This is a genomic window from Funiculus sociatus GB2-C1 (assembly GCF_039962115.1).
Lineage (GTDB): Bacteria > Cyanobacteriota > Cyanobacteriia > Cyanobacteriales > FACHB-T130 > Funiculus > Funiculus sociatus.
The window spans coordinates 1-16282 of sequence record NZ_JAMPKJ010000034.1 but is presented as its reverse complement, the minus strand read 5'-3'; the positions used below and the strand labels follow the sequence as shown (position 1 = coordinate 16282).

General features: G+C 45.9%; 14 protein-coding genes. 5 read left to right on the top strand and 9 right to left on the bottom strand.

Annotated elements, in window-relative coordinates:
• The first annotated feature begins 15 nt into the window (after positions 1-15).
• Positions 16-2904: a pPIWI_RE module domain-containing protein gene (locus NDI42_RS16535; protein WP_190450769.1), complete on the top strand. Its 2889-nt coding sequence runs from the start codon at positions 16-18 to the stop codon at positions 2902-2904.
• An 87-nt stretch (positions 2905-2991) separates the two neighbouring features.
• Here the strand turns inward: NDI42_RS16535 and NDI42_RS16530 are convergent, their stop codons facing one another.
• Complete coding sequence (locus NDI42_RS16530; RefSeq protein ID WP_190450767.1) at positions 2992-3960, bottom strand: tyrosine-type recombinase/integrase; 969 nt, start codon at positions 3958-3960, stop codon at positions 2992-2994.
• Positions 3961-4261: 301 nt separating this feature from the next.
• Here NDI42_RS16530 and NDI42_RS16525 point away from each other — a divergent pair, with 301 nt between their 5' ends.
• A complete protein-coding gene (locus tag NDI42_RS16525) occupies positions 4262-4357 on the top strand; it encodes a transposase family protein (protein WP_348231436.1) in 96 nt (31 codons plus the stop codon).
• 10 nt (positions 4358-4367) lie between these two features.
• Positions 4368-4634 carry a hypothetical protein gene (locus NDI42_RS16520; protein ID WP_242017447.1) on the top strand — a complete coding sequence of 89 codons (267 nt, stop codon included), beginning with the start codon at positions 4368-4370 and terminating at the stop codon, positions 4632-4634.
• Between the two features lie 4 nt (positions 4635-4638).
• On the opposite strand, the gene NDI42_RS16515 is transcribed toward NDI42_RS16520, so the two are convergent.
• The 7 genes from NDI42_RS16515 to NDI42_RS16485 all read right to left on the bottom strand — a co-directional run bounded on the left by NDI42_RS16515 (position 4639) and on the right by NDI42_RS16485 (position 12955).
• Positions 4639-8427 (bottom strand): plasmid replication protein, CyRepA1 family, encoded by a 3789-nt coding sequence (locus NDI42_RS16515; protein WP_190450765.1) that lies wholly within the window; start codon positions 8425-8427, stop codon positions 4639-4641.
• A 492-nt stretch (positions 8428-8919) separates the two neighbouring features.
• Positions 8920-9078, bottom strand: coding sequence for a hypothetical protein (locus NDI42_RS16510; protein WP_190450763.1), 159 nt, complete (start codon positions 9076-9078; stop codon positions 8920-8922).
• Between the two features lie 359 nt (positions 9079-9437).
• Complete coding sequence (locus tag NDI42_RS16505; RefSeq protein WP_190450762.1) at positions 9438-11033, bottom strand: helix-turn-helix domain-containing protein; 1596 nt, start codon at positions 11031-11033, stop codon at positions 9438-9440.
• Between the two features lie 156 nt (positions 11034-11189).
• Positions 11190-11288 (bottom strand): ribbon-helix-helix domain-containing protein, encoded by a 99-nt coding sequence (locus NDI42_RS16500; RefSeq protein WP_277876781.1) that lies wholly within the window; start codon positions 11286-11288, stop codon positions 11190-11192.
• 81 nt (positions 11289-11369) lie between these two features.
• Positions 11370-11768: a GIY-YIG nuclease family protein gene (locus NDI42_RS16495; RefSeq protein ID WP_190450758.1), complete on the bottom strand. Its 399-nt coding sequence runs from the start codon at positions 11766-11768 to the stop codon at positions 11370-11372.
• A gap of 351 nt (positions 11769-12119) precedes the next feature.
• The gene (locus NDI42_RS16490) at positions 12120-12368 is read right to left on the bottom strand and encodes a hypothetical protein (RefSeq protein ID WP_190450757.1); all 249 of its coding nucleotides are present in this window, start codon (positions 12366-12368) and stop codon (positions 12120-12122) included.
• Positions 12365-12955, bottom strand: a complete 591-nt coding sequence (locus NDI42_RS16485; RefSeq protein WP_190450755.1) for a ParA family protein — start codon at positions 12953-12955, stop codon at positions 12365-12367. The genes NDI42_RS16490 and NDI42_RS16485 overlap by 4 nt, the downstream gene beginning before the upstream one ends.
• A gap of 198 nt (positions 12956-13153) precedes the next feature.
• On the opposite strand from NDI42_RS16485, the gene NDI42_RS16480 reads away from it, so the two are divergent.
• Positions 13154-13345, top strand: a complete 192-nt coding sequence (locus NDI42_RS16480) for a hypothetical protein (protein WP_190450753.1) — start codon at positions 13154-13156, stop codon at positions 13343-13345.
• A gap of 55 nt (positions 13346-13400) precedes the next feature.
• Here the strand turns inward: NDI42_RS16480 and NDI42_RS16475 are convergent, their stop codons facing one another.
• Positions 13401-13631 carry a hypothetical protein gene (locus NDI42_RS16475; protein ID WP_190450752.1) on the bottom strand — a complete coding sequence of 77 codons (231 nt, stop codon included), beginning with the start codon at positions 13629-13631 and terminating at the stop codon, positions 13401-13403.
• A gap of 1306 nt (positions 13632-14937) precedes the next feature.
• Here NDI42_RS16475 and NDI42_RS16470 point away from each other — a divergent pair.
• Positions 14938-16282 (top strand): hypothetical protein (locus tag NDI42_RS16470; protein WP_190450750.1); only part of this gene is annotated, 1345 nt, incomplete at its 3' end.

Genomic DNA, 16282 nt, shown 5'->3' with positions numbered 1-16282 from the left:
GATAGGTTATCCCTTATGGTATATCCAAAAATTCGTTTATGCGCTTTCAGATTAAAATCTGACTTACCCCTGCAAGGATTTTATGTGATGAATTTCCCTGAAGAAGCAAAGGAAGTCATCAGACGGATTACAGCCAAAAGGGATAAGACACCCATTGATAAAACAGCTCTTCCTGTTAAGTCCCTTTATAAAGGATTAAGACTAGTTCCTGGTTTAATTCACATTGGCAAAGTATCACCCAAACCAGAGGATTTTTGGTTATACAGTCCTCACCAACTACCCAAAAAATATTTGTCAGCAATCTTGTCTTATTGGATAGATACAGAATTTCCCGACGAACCTTGCAATAGAAGGAAAATTGGCATCACTGCTCAGGAACGACAATTGGCAATGAGTTATCTGTCTGCTGACAAATTGGTTTGGGAAAAGAGAGAGGTATCCTATACAAATCATTTTTTGACTCATCCCAATGGAACTGCTAACCTCTCTGGCAATGATTTTATTTCGTTGCCTCACATTCTAGCGACAGAACTAACCAAACCAGGACTAGAGTTTGAAGTGGATGGCAAAAAAATTCAATTTTACCGAACTATACCATCAAGTGGACAAGGAGCCGAGTTAATATCTTGGCAGCCATTAAATTACACAGAAGACGGACAAACTTACTATTATTCAATAGTTTTAAAATTGAGGATGGTGCAGGAGCCTGACTTACATTATCCCCGACTAGATGTTAAGCCAAGCGTCAGACGCTGGCTTAGTATCAAGGATTCTAAGTTGTCAAAGAGTCACGGCAGTAACGCCTACATCCGCACCCAACTAAATTGGGGAAAAGCACTAAATCCTGATGAGTTGACAGAATATTTCCTCTCTTGCCGGATGGTATTAAAGAACCGTGTAGCCGACTGGGATGAAAACTTAGCTATATTGCTGAAAAAATTAGATATTCTTTCGGTGACTCCGCAACAAATATTGGCTAATTCTTCGGAAGCTTTAATAGGTAATCCTAACATTGGCATTACCTATAAAGAAGGGATGAAACCCAAGCATAAAGTAGCTAAAGGTTTACCGACAGCCAATACTCACCAACTTTTAAGCCAAATAGCTGATGTATTAAAGGACTATTGGCAACCAATAGATTGTCAACGTAAAGATTATAAGACAAACAAGCAGTCAAGTCAGTTCTTTGACTTGAAAAAGCCAGAAAAAAATTTTGACGAGCCTATTCTCAGGAAAAAAGCCGAAACGGATAAGCAATTTGCAGCCAGAAAAAAAAGACTGTTACGCAAACAGGAAACCGAACTGAAGAAATGTGTTAAGAAAAAAAGAGAGTCAGAATCAGATTACCAGTTGCGTCGCGAAGAACTCTTGACAAAACAGGAGTTAGAGAGTCTTAGCTGGCAACCACAACCTGAAGAAACGGAAGAGGCTTTTCAGTTGAGGCTGGAGCAGTTTTATGAAGAAGGTAGTAGCGAACAAGCAGCATTGCGGCGTGCAATTCGTTCATCCGTTGGCGAACATTTAACAGTTTGGATTTGGTACATCTATGAAGAGAATCTGGTAGAACGTCTCAAAGCTATAAAATACTGTTTAGGGTTGCCAGAGGCAGCACCGGGAAGTTACTCCTTTCCGGAAGGTTTAACAGTGGCTATCTGCGTACATGAAGTTGCTGGCTTAGCACAGCGCCTAGATTTATCTCCGGAATCCAAACCGAACAGTACAGAGCGAGGAATAGCTATAAAGAAGCGAAGGGATGAGATAGCTGCTCTTGTGCAGCCTGTTAAATCTAAACTACTTGGAAAAGTGGGAGTTTGGTTTGAACTTTATGAGAAAAATTATTGGAAATTTGTAGAAAAAGATAAAGAGGGTAAAGAAAATGAAAAAAAACCTTTGCTAGCACCTTGGGGAGACCCCAAAAGTTCTATTCGACTTGGTTTTGCTGATGAGGGACTTGTCAGCCAATTTATTACTCCCGAACAAAAAAATTATTGCCAAAAAGCTATCTGTAGCTTTATCGACCTGTTGCGCTCTTTAGGAGTGCGAATGGCTCCATCTCACATAACACTTCCCAAGGTAAACAAAGATACCCCTATCAATGAAGTAGGACTATGGCTAGTCAATCGAACTTCCGAAACTAGCGGTGATGGGAAACCCCAAACAATTCCCGTCCTTGTCAAAATGTCTTCTTTGACTGCTGAAATTAGTGCTATTTTTCCCGGTCTAGAATCATGGATAGCCTATGATGAAGCCTTGACCCGCATAAACAAGGAGGGAGAAGGCTTTACCAATGACGATAAAGGTAAAGCTAAAATCCGAACATTTATTCAGGAGACTCTCAACAAGAAAGAGTTAAGGGGCAAGCCGACATTACTGTACTGTTTAGCTCAGAATATCCGTCAGCAATGGACGTGGCTACAGGATACACAAATTTCAGTCAAGGGATTATCGTTTGCCGAGCGAGACAAACCCGTTTTTGAGGAATTCGCTGGACTGCGTGTTATCCGGCTGCGCTCTGGGGATGAAACATCAGAGTGGTTTGGGATGGATGGGGAAAAAGTATCTGGATTTATTACTGGTCTATTCAAAAATCTAGACAATGACCGTGTATTTTTTAGTCTTGGTAATAAGTCTTCGACGATGAGTGACATTCCCAAAGATTTATCTAGGATAGAGCAGCCTGGGAAACCTTGGGTACATCCTTCTCTTGTGGAGATTGCCATAGGCTATTATCAAGAGGATGACAAGGATAACTTACTAGACTTAGCTGCGATCGCTCACGAATCCCGTCATGGAGTTTTGCAATATGAGGACTTCTTGGAAGTGCCTAGAGTCCTTCATTACGCTAAACAGATGGCTGATTATGTCCTCATGCTAGATGACGATGATGACGCATCTGATAACTGATGTATCTCGAACAAATGCATTCTCGCAGCGGGTGAGTAACTCCCGACATACGCCTCGTAAAGCGTGGGAGCCTGCCATAGTACTGCGCTATTTGGTAGTTCGCCCTTTGCTAGGAATTGATAACTTCTCCACAGCTTTTCGTTTAGTTTCCTCTCCCCGACGGTCATATTTAGCCACCACTTCAGGCGAAGAGTGTCCCGCCAAAGCAGCCACCGTCACAATATCAACCCCCGCATCCAGTAAATCCGAGCAAAACGTCCGCCGAAAATCGTGAGGAGAAAACAGATCGACCTCAGCTTCCAGTGCCCGTTTGCGAAGAATCATCAGCACCGCTTGGGGCGTTAGAGGCCTGATATGGATGCGACCCTGTTTCCAAGTAGGACACAGCAACGCACCTGGAGATCGTCCCCTCACCTTCAACCAATCTTCCACCAGTACAATAGCATCGCTTGGAAGGTACACCGTGCGGTTTTTCCCGCCTTTACCGCCCCGTACTTTCAGTTCTCCCGTACTCGCCTTAAAATCTTTCAACTCTAATTTCACCACCTCAGCCCGACGCAATCCCACCCGAAGAATCGCGATCAAAGCCGCATCTCTAACACCCGCAGGCGTCGAGTCATTGTGGCACGCCTCAAATAACGCCGCAATTTCATCCTCGCTTAAAGCACGGCCCCTGAGTTCCGGATTGCTCCGAATCTGAGGTAAATCAATTGCCTTGGCATAAGCAGTCGCATCCATCAAATCCAGTCGCAGCGCTTCTTTGAGTACCCGCCTTAAGGCGCACATCATTTTTATAGCCGTCGCAGGCTTTCGCGAGGCCAGTAACGCTCCCTGCACCGCTGCCGTGTGCTGATACCGCAACGCCGCCCAATTGAGCGTCATCGCGTCACACTGACCCTGAGTGAGCAGAGACGCGATCGCATCCAAAGACTGGCGCATCGTCGGTCGAGATCCGGGTGCCAAAAGAGAAAGGTACACCGCTGCTGGATGAGAAGTGAGTGGCAGTGGGGAAGTCAGTACCAGCTCTGCCGCCACCTCTGGCTTGAGACGAGGCATAGATTTATCAGAATAGCATTTCTAAATATTACTCCCAATTGTCCATCAGGCGGTGCATTCAAGCCAATAGACCTCTGGCGTGAATAGGAAAAAGACAGTTAGAAGTGGGTTAAGGAGGATTAGCAATGACCTACGAGCAACTCAAATTCCTTAAACCTAGTGCTTTCAAACGCAGGTGTGGCGTGAGAGCGTGAAACGTTTGAGCAGATGGTAGAAGTGTTGCACCCTCAGTTAGACCGCACCGGCAAACGAGGTGGGCAGGCAAAGTTGAGTGTCGAAGACCAATTACTTCTAGTGTTGGATGGAGTATTGGCGGGAGTATCGTACTCAATTTCACATTGCAACCAGTTGGGAAATCAGAGAATCTGCGGTATGTCGCTTGAGGAAAGAAGGTTGAAACCTTATTAATGCAATCTGGCAAGTTCCGACTGCCTGGTAAAAAGCAACTGTACCAAAATGCTTACACTTGGAGCGTCGTGGTCGTCGATGTAACTGAAAGTCCAATCGAGCGCCCAAAAAAACACCAAGGTTATTACACAGATGTAGACGTAAGCCTTCCCGTAGGGTACACGAGATTTACACAGATGGTTACTCGGAAAGCCCTATCAAATGTGGGGATGAAGATTGATTCATGCAAGATGTCTATTATTGGAGTGGGTTACTCCGTTCCGTAGATCGCTATCCCACCCCTTCTAGGGGCAAAAAGGACTCATCGAGCCAGTTATAGAAATCCGGAGACATCTGCTCTAACCGCCTAAAAGCTTCCTCTGAAAGCCTTTCCAGCAATAGCACAGCTCCCCACCGTCTCTCTGAGCGCCAGGGCTTAAGTAGGGATTTGATGGCATCAATGCCTTTCTCAACAGCATCCTGAAGCAATTGAACACAGGTTTTAATCGAGATGTGATATCCGTCTTCTGGCTCAAATTGGCCAAATTCCTCAACCGCTCTCATCGAAACAAAAACTGCATTGTCTGAGGTCTGGACTGCCTGCTCTATATAGCTTTGTGGTAGATCGCCTCGTTCCATATTATTTATATAAAGCGCCGAGCGATCGCGCTGTTTTGGCTCCTCCGCCCGAAGATTAGACGCAGCAGGCACTTGAGCCGTTAAGTCTGCGTATTTCTCATCCAGCGCCCGTAACACCCCATTGCGGTCGCTGTCGTGCCAAAATTCCTCGTTAATCCCATAAAGCCATTCTTCCTGCTTGTGGTCGTACCCCAGTTGCTCAAGTTCCACCCCAAGCCTTTCCAGCAAGCGGCTGACAATTTGCATAGGGGTCTGCCCTTTGCTCTTAGCGTCTCCCGGCTTTCTCAGCTTGATTGTCAGGTTGAGGGCAGTTTTGATTCGGCGTCTGTCTTTAAATGCCCTTTGTGCGCTCTGTTGCACCTGGGGATGAGAATTTGACAACACCTCCCCACTCTCGATTAACTCCAACAGTCTCAAATCTCGCAATACCTTCACTTGAAAGCTGTAAGTACGGATGTCTGGCAGGAAGGGTAGAATCTTCGCTAAATGATAAAACCAAGTCTTTTTGTCCAACAAAGCCACTTTATCGGGATTGAGACAACTCCAGTAGAGCTTGATTTGACGCAACCATTGACCATGTTCGGCGATTGCTGCTTTGTAAACAAACTCCGGTGTCAGCTCAATTCCTGGTAATCTGTCTTTCAAGACAGCTTTACGAGCCTGAAAGCGTTGCTCCTCAGTAGAGCGGTCAGTCTTAAGAATTCGCTTGGCTTCCTCTAAGGGAATGTCCTTGGCAGTGGCGAGTGCTGTCGCCTCTTCCCACTCTAATTCCTCCTTAATACCTTTGATGGTATGAGCTGTTTCCTTTGATTGACCGATATTAACCACTTCAACATCATGCCCTTCGGCTTTTAGCCCGGCGATTAACCTCTCTTGAAGATTCGTCAAAGACCCATTACGCCGCGCTTGCAAAGATGCCCACATATCAAAATGAGGACAATTAAAGTTATTCCCTTTAAGGAGTGCCGCCGCTGTTTCAAACAATTCAACAGCGTCAACCTCAGCTTCAATTAGTGCAGCTGCCAAATTGACTATCCGGGAGGTGCTTTTGTGGAACTGGTGGCAGGTACGCTTAACTACATCGGGAAGTGGCGATGTACTTACGCCAGAGTCAGAGGCAAACTTCTTACACCATACCAGCCGCTGGACTGGCGCTCGCACTCGTCCCAGCATCTGCCGTGCTTCGGGGTCAGTAATGCGTCCGAAGAACATTCCCACCACTACATCAAAATAGGGAATGTCGATGCTGACACCAGTTCCCATTGTGGGAGTGTAGATTAAGACCTGTGGCTCAAGCGCCTGCAAGCCCTCGTTAGGGCGCTTGACAAAATCCTTGATTAATTCCTGTTCTGATGTCTTGCGGTCAATCCGCAGCACTTTCACATTAGGGTAAGAATTGAGAATGTCGCGCTCTAATGCTTCGGCTTCTTTTTGGGAATCCACCGCCACAGCAATTTTCTTACCTGCGGACACAGAGTGAATGATTGTGGCTTCGATGCCTGATTTCATGGCATTCGTAGAGAATTGCACCTTCCAAGATGGAGCGAGTACAGTATTTAAAACTAAATGTACTGGTGTAGTATCCGGAGCAAAGGCTTTGATGTAGTTGAGCGACAAATCGGTTAAATCGGCATCTAAGGCGATGATTTGTCCTCCGGTGGACAGTACGGTTTCGATGATTTTGGCAAACTTCAGTTGAAGTAGTCCCCGCTTCTCTTCACAGGTAGTAGACATCATCAGATGGTTTAAGGACTGCTCGACTTCATCGAGAATTAGAATTGCTCCTTCCCAGTCAGAGGGATCTAATTTCCACAGGGAGTCAAAGCAAAGCCCCAAGGTGGGATTATGCCCCAAGAGTTCAATAGACAGCGCATAATTGCCAGTTACACCGATGTCGTCAATGTAGTCCGCACCGACTTTCAGGCAACCTTCACGTCCTAAAATCCGCCGATGGTAAATCAGCAAGACTTTCTGTTCTCTTCTCTTGGCGGCTTCTACAAGCGCGATTAATGCCCAAGTTTTCCCAGTGTTTTTGGGACTCTTGATGCCACAGATAGAACCTTTGAGGTTGGGTAACTTGTCCCAAATGTCTTTCCCTAAGTAACGCTGGTTGAGGGAAAGTGTCGGTGGATAAGATAGAGCGCTCAGTTGGGCTTGTACGGCTGCTAGGCGCTGCTCGTACTGCTCCTTCTGAAGCTGTTCCCGTTGGGCTGCTTGTGCGGCTTCTAGGGCTTCCTCTGCCGCTTCCCGCTGCACATAGGCGGCGTATTCTTCAGGGTCGGGTTCGCTCTCTAGAGCATTTTCCAATGGAAGATTGATGCTGGATTGTCTCTGGCATTGGCTTTTAGCTAAAAATTCCTCTGGGGTAATGATAGCGATCGCTTCCAGGTCTTCTAGCTCGTCAATGTCAGGCGATTCTTTGGTCAGCTGACCCCACCAAGCTACCTGTACTTCATAACCCAAAGATTGCACTAACTCAATCGTCAGCTGATATTGCCGCATCACAGCGGGATTGGCAACGGCTCCCGCATCTGGGTACAAGTTAACTGTGTGAGTGCTGAGTTCAGCTCTTAGTTTCTCAAGAATTTCTTTTAGCTGTTGACGGCTGGCGGTAAAGTTCCCCCCAGCGGCACCCAAAACCACACAATTGAGCTTTTGGGCGGCAATGTAAGATTTGAGGAAGCCTTCTGCTAACCCGATGCTTTGAGTTGAGCAGGGGGATGAGGTGGTGAGGTAACTTCTGCCCATCTCGCCCGTCGTGGCGGGACGGCAACAGCTGATGGGTAACTCTCCGTTTGGCAGGTGAGAAGTGGCACCGTTTGGACGCTTGGCTGTGCGGCTGGTGGGCCACTTGTACTTGCTATCAGTGGCATCATCAAAGCGGGTCTGGAAGCCGATTAAACGCCCTAATTCATCCCTTACCGGACATCCAATGCCAGAAGCAGGAATTAGCAGCTTTTTACCCCACAAATCCACCCCGGCGAGTCTCGCATTGATGCCGCTGATTTCTTGCCAAGGTGCAATGCTGAAGAACAATCCTGCGTCAATTTGGGCATTTGTTAACCCTCGGTCGCGTAATTTCTGCCGATGTTTTGTAGAAAGCCCTAGCTGTTGGTGAAGCTTGCGGATTTGGCGATCGCGCTCTTCAACATTAAGCAGAGAAGCAAAGTGTTTGGCTTCTTCTTGCAGTCGTCGCTCTCGTCCGGCTGCTAGCTGACGACGGTGGGTTTCCCACTCTTGCTCGTTCCAAGAATCTTGTCCCCGGTCAACAGCCCACATATTGAAGCCCCAGGTGTCTTGCTTGATGAAGCGATACCCTGGCGCTGAAACAACATCAGCTCGACAGTGGACGATCTGGGTGTGAGCGTTCTCGCGACAGTCTTTCCGAAGACCGTTACAGATGGGGCAGCTACCGCGCTTAAAGAGTTTGAATTGACTCATGCTGCCACCTCTAAGTGAGGTTGACAGCGGCACACGCGCTTTAATAACTCCAATATTTGTAGTGGCACGAGCTAAACTCCTTACATAGTGGGGTTTGTAGGAGCCAAAGTCGTGCGGTTTGTGGTGGCGCGTGCGTGTTGCGCTGGCTTTGGATTTCGAGATAAGCTAGATGGTAATTACCCAAAGCCAATTTGTAGCTACGAATGCCAATTTATAGCTACAAGGCATCGAAGACCACTAAAACCGCGTTCCAGCCAGTGCGATAGAGAACGAGTATCCGCCAAGATAAAGAGCGTTCCCTAATTGGACTGTCTGAGCGACTTTGCTCCGTTTATTAAGATGACCACAGACCAACAGGTCTGCACGATACCCCTACTCGTTTGAGTGGGGGTGTTGTTGTTTTAGGGTTTTGACTATGGCTGCTTTTTTCGCAACCTCATAAACAATCCTCTAAATAGGTGTGTTTTTACTTTAGGGCAACTAGGCGATCGCCTAATGCTTTTGGGTTAAGGCGTCTTCCAGCACATTGACTGGCAATGGGCTAAGTTTTGCGTCAAGGGTTAGCTGGCTTCTTGGGTTTCCCCAAGTCGTCATCTGCTGCTGTTTAGCCTTGCCATCGGCTGATTTTTGGTGGTTTTTGTGCCTTGCCATCAGCGGTGGTTTTTTTCGCGACGCGGCGCTGTTTTTTCTTTTCCTAATTATGCCAGCCCGGATTCAAGGAGGGCTGTACGCCCATCAAACTTCTCAAACTGATCGGGATGTACTAAAACGCTGAAAGCTTTATAGGGCAATGGTTCCAAAAAAGCCTTGTGGGACGATGGGGCGTTTTGGTGGGACGATGGGGCGTTTTGGTGGGACGATGGGGCATTTTTGTACTAAAGCTGAAAGCCTTATGTTGTAAAGGCTTGAAGCCTATTTTCTAGGGTAATTTTTTATAGTACAAATTCGTATTAACCTCTAGTAAAAAAACCAGCCCACAAAAGGGCTGGTTTTAGGCTCTGGAACGTTGTCTAGCCTTGGAGAATGTCCAATAGTTTTCGCAGTTTAGTCTCTAGTTCTGGATTTATCGGACGCTCGCCGCGTTCAATCTTGGTCACTAGCGATTGCGACACTCCCAGAAATCCCGCTAGTTTAGCTTGGCTCCATCCTTTGGCCTGCCGCACTTGCCGCACTTGAGATGGTGTGAGAGGTGATAGCTTTTCGAGCTTGGGGGCTGGCTTTAGTTGCTTAGGCTCCGTTTTGGTGGCTAGCAGGGCTGGAATTGGCTCTGGTGGTATAATCGTCAGTTTGGCTTCCCACAGCCAATCAATGATTTTCTTGTCTTTCCAGCCAGAGGGTTTTTCAGCTTTGCTATTGGGTCTTATCCAGTCCGGGTAGGTGGCATCGTCAAAAATGATTTGCCAACCCAGACTCATCAGCAGGCTCAGGGCATTATTCCAGCAATTTTTTAAGTCACGGGCTTTATCCCTATCAGAACGAGCTGTGTTAATTTGGGCTTCCAGTTCTACCGCCTCTAAAAGCTCACCTACTTTATGTCCGTAGGGTTTTATATCCCTAGCCTTGATCCGGCTTAACATGGTCAGGTGAATTGCCAGCTTGAGAGCAAGTTCATCGTGGTAGGGGTCAATTTTCAAGATTTTCGTAGCTAGCCAACCAAACTGACATAACGCCGTACCAGCTCTTGCTCCAACCCGATTTAACCAGCTATCAACCCAAGGGCCAGGGCTTACAGTGATATAAACCTCATCAGGCTGCTCTACTTTCCCTGTAAGTAAGTTCTTTTGCCCTATCACATCTGTCTTAACAACCCACAGAGGAGAGACGCTAACACTGGCATTAACTTTATTGCCTTTGGGCTTTCCTTCAACCCACGTACAGCTCATCAGCATTCTTCCTAAATGGAAGGAAATGCTGGCAAGTTGAGCTAGCTTTTCAGAAATGGTTAACCGATGTTTTTTATCCCAGCCTATTTGTTTGATGACTTCGGTTCCTTTCAAAGAAAACTTAGCAAGACAAGGGTTAGGCTGATTAAGTAGATGCGAAGCAAAAACTAACTGAAGTTTTGCTGCATCTATGCCAATTAGATCGATGATTTGCAAGGCGGCTTCAAGCGCTAATATTTCGCCATCATTTCCCCCTGATATATAAACTTCTACACTATTGCTAGGTTTATTTTTGCAAGGAGATTCAAAAACTCCCCAGTTGTCAGGGCTATTTTTCCATTTATCAGTTCGGTAGCAAGATTCTACTCCTACTCTGAAGGGAGATGAGGAAGGAATCTCTTCTAAGGTTGACAGCTTGGGTTCTGTTACGGGTATCGGTTTTTTTTCAATTCCTAGTAGAGCAGTTATATCCTCTACAGGTAGGTCTTTAAAATTAATCTGCTCCAGCAAGGCTTCGGCGGCGAATGTTGCTAGCTTAGTGGTTAAAAACTTTTCTAATTCTGGATAGCTTTTTTTGATTTCATTGGGAAATTCAAATCCTTGCTCGTTTAAACGAGCATAAAGAATTCTAGCTAGTTCTAATAAAGCCGGGGATTGCAACTCGCTTTCTTGTTGGAGTTGTTTAGCAGAATTTTTAATCTGAGTGCGTCTGCTTCTTAACATTTATATCCAGTTTTTTACTAAACTACATCTAATTTGTGCTGGACAGTTCTTTTGAAAACCTGCTTACGTTCTGCCTAGGTTGGGGTCAGGAGTGCGTAGTTCGGGTCACAGGCATCGCTACTTCTCACTTTGTCTCGACGATTGTTGGCGCTTCTGTTACCGACGCCTAAGAAGCGCTTCCTCAATCAATTTGGCAACAAGCCAACACATAGAGCGTTCTTCCTCATTTGCCCATTCTTCCAACTCTTTTTCCATTTCATGGGTTATGTATGTACAAACATATGAGGCATTGGGATTTCGACGCATGAGGCGATTTTTAGCGCCGTTAATGCGTGGCTAAAAATACTTAATCAACGCCTTCTCAATCTCCGGTAGTAAGTTGGTGTCATCGCACTCCAGCCATGCTATCTGAATGTTTTCAGTAATTATTAGACTCTGAAATTGATTCCAACGATGATGAGCTAGCCAGCGGCGATAGAGATTGTTAGCTCTGCCAATGTAGCGCTTTTCTGTCAAACTGGGATGAAACCTTGATTTTTCGTGGGCTGATACAACATAAACTCGTCGAATTTCCCGAAAGTGACACAAGAGCGATAGAACTTTATTGCCTTTCAGAGCAAAGTAAATAGCTGGATACTTGGGTAGATGACGATGTTCAAGCAGTGGTAGTGAGGGGAGAGCTAGTGGGTCAATCATTGCTGGATTCATTAATGCCACTTCGTCGCTTGAAGGCACTATGCTTTAGGTCTTTGAGGTGTTCGTAGGTCATGGGTGATTCCTCACTCTGATCTAATGAAAGCCATTTTCTACCTGATTCGTGCCAGAAGTTTAATGACCGCTCAGAACTGAGCTATCTGCCTTCAAAGGAGATATGTTTGTTCCGTGCTTGCTTCCCCAAATTTGTCTATAGCCTATCTGTAGCGCTCTCACTACTACTGACTCACCAGGAAAAGTCCGAAATCCAGCTAGTAGAACATTAATATACCAATTGGCTTAATAGCTGTTTCGGGGAGATGAGGCAGAAAAATAGGCGCTGGTAGCTACGATCGCCGCTATCAGGACGTAGTGGCGAGATCGCACAAGAATTTAAACATCTAGATGAGTCGAGCGGGATTTTAGATACTGGACAAGGGATTCTTCAACAATCTGGCTCATCTCCTGCTCATCCGACACCGCTACAGACTTCAGTTGTCGATGTAATTCCTTGGGAAGGTAAACAGTTGTACGGATATAGTTGGGGTCTTTGCTTTTAGATAGTTTGGTACTTTTGGTCTGCTCGGCCTCAGGCGCAGGTACTTTTTTAGCGGCATTGAATAGCTCGTCAAAACGGCTCATGGCAGTATCTCCTTCCCAACCGCGGTATAACAGCGCCAAGCATTTTTAGCATAGGGGTCTTTCACATCACACACACGAACCCCCTCTAAGGCAGCCCTCTGGAAAACTGCTAGCCGTCGAATTTCCGCTTTAAAGATAGGTAAAGAGGCCTTTTCAATCGTAGCTCTCGTTTCTACTCCAACTTTGCTGGGATGAGGAGGAATCAGAGTTAGCAAAATTCGGTAGTTGGAAGTAAGGGCATGCAGCGCCGCCACCATTTGCAGCATGGCACTCAGAGCCAGCGCATCAGGCGAAGTGGGCAAAACCAGTAGGTCACAGCCTGATGCCAAGGTCTTAAGTTCTTCTGGAGCAGGTCGAGCGGGTGTATCAATCACAATATGTTCATACTGTTTGGCAAAGCGGATTGCCTGCTTTTCATCCACTACCTTAAACGGCAATTTTTCTTGACGAGCCCACTCGGTAGCACTGCGGTTAAGATCCCCATCTACCACAAGAGTTGGAGCATGCTGTTGGAGGTAGGCAGCCAAATGTAAAGCCGTGGTTGTTTTCCCCACCCCTCCTTTAAATGAAGCGACTGTCACAATCATGGGATGCGGCAATGAGTCCTGATGGAGAGATTCTATCGCAGTTCAAAGTGAAAAGCATCTAAATGCTTAAATGCTTGAATGTTTAAAAGCTTAGAGCCACTGTCACAATCATGGGATGCGGCAATGAGTCCTGATGGAGAGATTCTATCGCAGTTCAAAGCGAAAAGCATTTAAACATCCAAAGATTTAAATGTTTGGATGTTTAAAAATTGTTGTCCCTATGACTGTCGCAACAGGGAGCGATCGCACGGCAAGATAGCCGCCGAGACTGCCGCTTCAATTCGCACTTCAAGACGCTTGACTCTGAACTTTAAACCACTTCTTAAAGATGAACCCTTTCTCATCCAGTCTCGAACCATCTATAGCCAAGTACCTGATGTACTTTCCTAGTAAAAGCCTTCTGAAATATGCTCAGACAGAAGATCAGAAAGCTTACTGGGGTCATCTAGCTGCTTTCTATTTCGTTGTCTCCAACTGCTGGCAGGCAAAGCTTCAAGGAAATGACCCTTTCATTGAAGCGGTTGAGAACCGGACGCTCAATCAGTGTATGACGATGTAGAAACGGATCGGACACTAGGGCGATCGCCGGTCGAGAAATGTACCTATCCCGACTGGCGATCGCTGGAAGGATGGGCCAAACGAGTGAAAACGGCTTTGTGCTACTGGAGCCAAACATCCAAGTTTTTGAGAAAACACCAAAGGAATCGAAAGAGACACTTAGGGCGGAGTGAGGCGCGATCGCTCAGATGTTGAAGCGCGATCGCGTTTGTCACCTTTAGGCGATCGCTCATGGACTGCCCAGAAGTCCAACTTTTTGCCTTCAGATATCACAAGCACAGAGCCAGAGCTGGGCTTAAAGACTCCCGCGTATCATTACAGATTTGATTAAACGGTTTGACACCGCCAAGGATCTGGAGAAGCAGTAATCTGCCCAGTTCTAGAGAATTTGCTAGAGCGCGATCGCAGCCAGCTCAATCTTCGCAATCCTTTGATAATGTGTGCCGTGTATTCCACGGGATTAGATAGCGATCGCTGTCTCGACTTCCGACCCTCCTAGCAGGTGAAGCTAGACTTCGGAGCACCGAAGTCTAGCTAGAGATCGCTATCTCGACTTTCAACCCTCTGTTGAACCTCATGAACTGTGGGCACAAAAGGGAATAAGGTTTGCTAATGATGATCCCATGCTAGAACAACCAACTTATGGCGGCAGACCAGTGGACATAAGTTGGCAACGATTCACGCCAGAGTTAAAGCTAGAGGTGCTGGATTATCACCCAATGTTTACGGACAGGAGTCCCTGCTGTGAAATGCCCTTTGAGATGAAGAAGCCACCCTTAGTACATTGGGATTGCACCCGGTGCAGATGGGTAGATTATTGTGTGAGCGCTCGCACTGATATAAACATCGTAGATCAAACTCCACCGGGCCGCTTAATGGGGTTGTCCACTAAGGTTATGCACGCTTAAAAATGTTAGTGAAATCCAAACAATTGCCAGTAAACTTGCAGGTCGCTACATATCTATGAGCTGTATAACTACTTCCTACAAAGCAAGTTGAGTGGGTAGCGGTAAATATGGAGTCAAAGAACAGTCAGAAGAGTTAGCGAGGCATTCCATCCTAATGATAGAAAAATCTCCGGGCAAACAAGCCCTTGACACTTTAATCGGCTAAAGGTTATGCTCTATAGCAGCACTAATTAAATATCCAATCCCAAAAAGGGCGACTCTGTATTGAGCCGCCCTTTTTGCTTTTTGGGCTAAATAAATTTCTATCAAATAGTTAGGAAGTTAGCCTAAATAGCCGTAATAAATATTGCTAACAAATATTTATTACGGAGGACAAATGCCTTGTAGCTTCAACCTGATATCCTCAAAGCTTTTCCAGCTTTCTTGTCAGTCAAAAGTTAGAGAAAGTTCGGATAAATTGAATGCCACACGATTTATCCCAATACGTTACAAATAACCACTCTCGGAGAAAACAAAATGGATCTCTTAATCAACCGCCCGCAAACTCTCGCCGATGCTTATCAGCTTTATTCCGATGCTCTTAAATCGCAACATTTGGATAAGGAAACTGATGTAACTGCTTCGACTCGTACTGCTTTAATTCGCTTTACCTTACCTAAATGGGGATTTCCCTTACCGAATCGGAAAAAGCTCACACAAGCAGATGTTAACGCTGGTTTAGATTTTATGAAACAGGTTCCTATTCATGAATTGAATCATGCTCTTGAGTACCAACAAGAAGTTTTTGCCAGTTTGGGCAATCCTGGTAGCTCTCGTACTTATCGCTTGCATCTAAAAAGAATGGTGGATTGGTGCCATCAGCAGTCTTGGTGGAAAGTTTCTGCTAAAACGGATGCTCACCAATATTGTCCCCCCATTCGGATCAGCAGAGGTCGAGTCGGCGATAATGTTCGGGTCACTAATAAAAAGCTAACGCCTAGTTCTCCTAACTTTTCTTATGGGTTAAAAGACCCGGAAATTCCCAGGGAATTACAAGCCTCTCTTAACGATTTTTTTAAGTTTCAGACCAGCGTGATTGGCACTCGCAAACGCCAAGATGGACCCCTACGTGAAGGTAGCGCTAAAGGTCACGTTAATTCAGCCAAAAGATTGTTGGGTTGGCTTCATTATTACAAAGGCGTACTCCTGGAAGAGTTAAACCTTAAACAGCTCGTTTCTGGTAGTGGCTTAATGCCTGATGGTCAGCGAGATGAAGCGACTATCGATAAAACAATGGACTTGCTCGACGAACACCTGCAATGGTTACGAGAGACTCGCGAGGCATCCCCAAATACTGAATTAAAAGTTGTGGAAGCTAGTGTGGCAATCGCTAAGTTTCTCTATCATAAGGAATCTAAATGCAAATCTCGCGACGAGGTTTCAAACAAGCGGGTTGGATACAGAGATATTCCAATTATTGAGGAATTGCGCCGATTGGAATGTGATATTATGGTGCGGGTTAATAATACGCCTCGCAAATCAGATGAGTCGAAAAAATGGATAACATGGCCGACGTTTAAAGCTTGTGTACAGCGTTTGTTAGAAGAATGTGCACCCCGAACTAAATGCGGTACAAAACGTTCGGAGCGCACTGTGGCTCAATGTAATCAAGTCGCTTTAATTTTTCTGGTGCTAAGTTTTTTCCCTGACCGGGGACGCACGATTCGGGAATTGGAGCTAGGACGAACTTTAATTAATCGGGATGGTAAGTGGTTCGTTGAACACACTGCTGCTGACTTTAAAACTGGAGACAGCTACTGCAAGAATGGTCAGAAACGAATTATTGAGCTTCCAGCGAATGTTTATCCGTTGCTTGAGGAGT

Coding starts and splice junctions, on each gene's coding strand:
- NDI42_RS16515 (WP_190450765.1), bottom strand. CDS start 8,427: ATGAGTCAATTCAAACTCTTTAAGCGCGGTAGCTGCCCCATCTGTAAC.
- NDI42_RS16505 (WP_190450762.1), bottom strand. CDS start 11,033: ATGTTAAGAAGCAGACGCACTCAGATTAAAAATTCTGCTAAACAACTC.
- NDI42_RS16525 (WP_348231436.1), top strand. CDS start 4,262: ATGGAGTATTGGCGGGAGTATCGTACTCAATTTCACATTGCAACCAGT.
- NDI42_RS16480 (WP_190450753.1), top strand. CDS start 13,154: ATGTTTAAAAATTGTTGTCCCTATGACTGTCGCAACAGGGAGCGATCG.
- NDI42_RS16510 (WP_190450763.1), bottom strand. CDS start 9,078: ATGGCAAGGCACAAAAACCACCAAAAATCAGCCGATGGCAAGGCTAAA.
- NDI42_RS16485 (WP_190450755.1), bottom strand. CDS start 12,955: ATGATTGTGACAGTCGCTTCATTTAAAGGAGGGGTGGGGAAAACAACC.
- NDI42_RS16475 (WP_190450752.1), bottom strand. CDS start 13,631: ATGTTTGGCTCCAGTAGCACAAAGCCGTTTTCACTCGTTTGGCCCATC.
- NDI42_RS16490 (WP_190450757.1), bottom strand. CDS start 12,368: ATGAGCCGTTTTGACGAGCTATTCAATGCCGCTAAAAAAGTACCTGCG.
- NDI42_RS16500 (WP_277876781.1), bottom strand. CDS start 11,288: ATGGAAAAAGAGTTGGAAGAATGGGCAAATGAGGAAGAACGCTCTATG.
- NDI42_RS16530 (WP_190450767.1), bottom strand. CDS start 3,960: ATGCCTCGTCTCAAGCCAGAGGTGGCGGCAGAGCTGGTACTGACTTCC.
- NDI42_RS16535 (WP_190450769.1), top strand. CDS start 16: ATGGTATATCCAAAAATTCGTTTATGCGCTTTCAGATTAAAATCTGAC.
- NDI42_RS16520 (WP_242017447.1), top strand. CDS start 4,368: ATGCAATCTGGCAAGTTCCGACTGCCTGGTAAAAAGCAACTGTACCAA.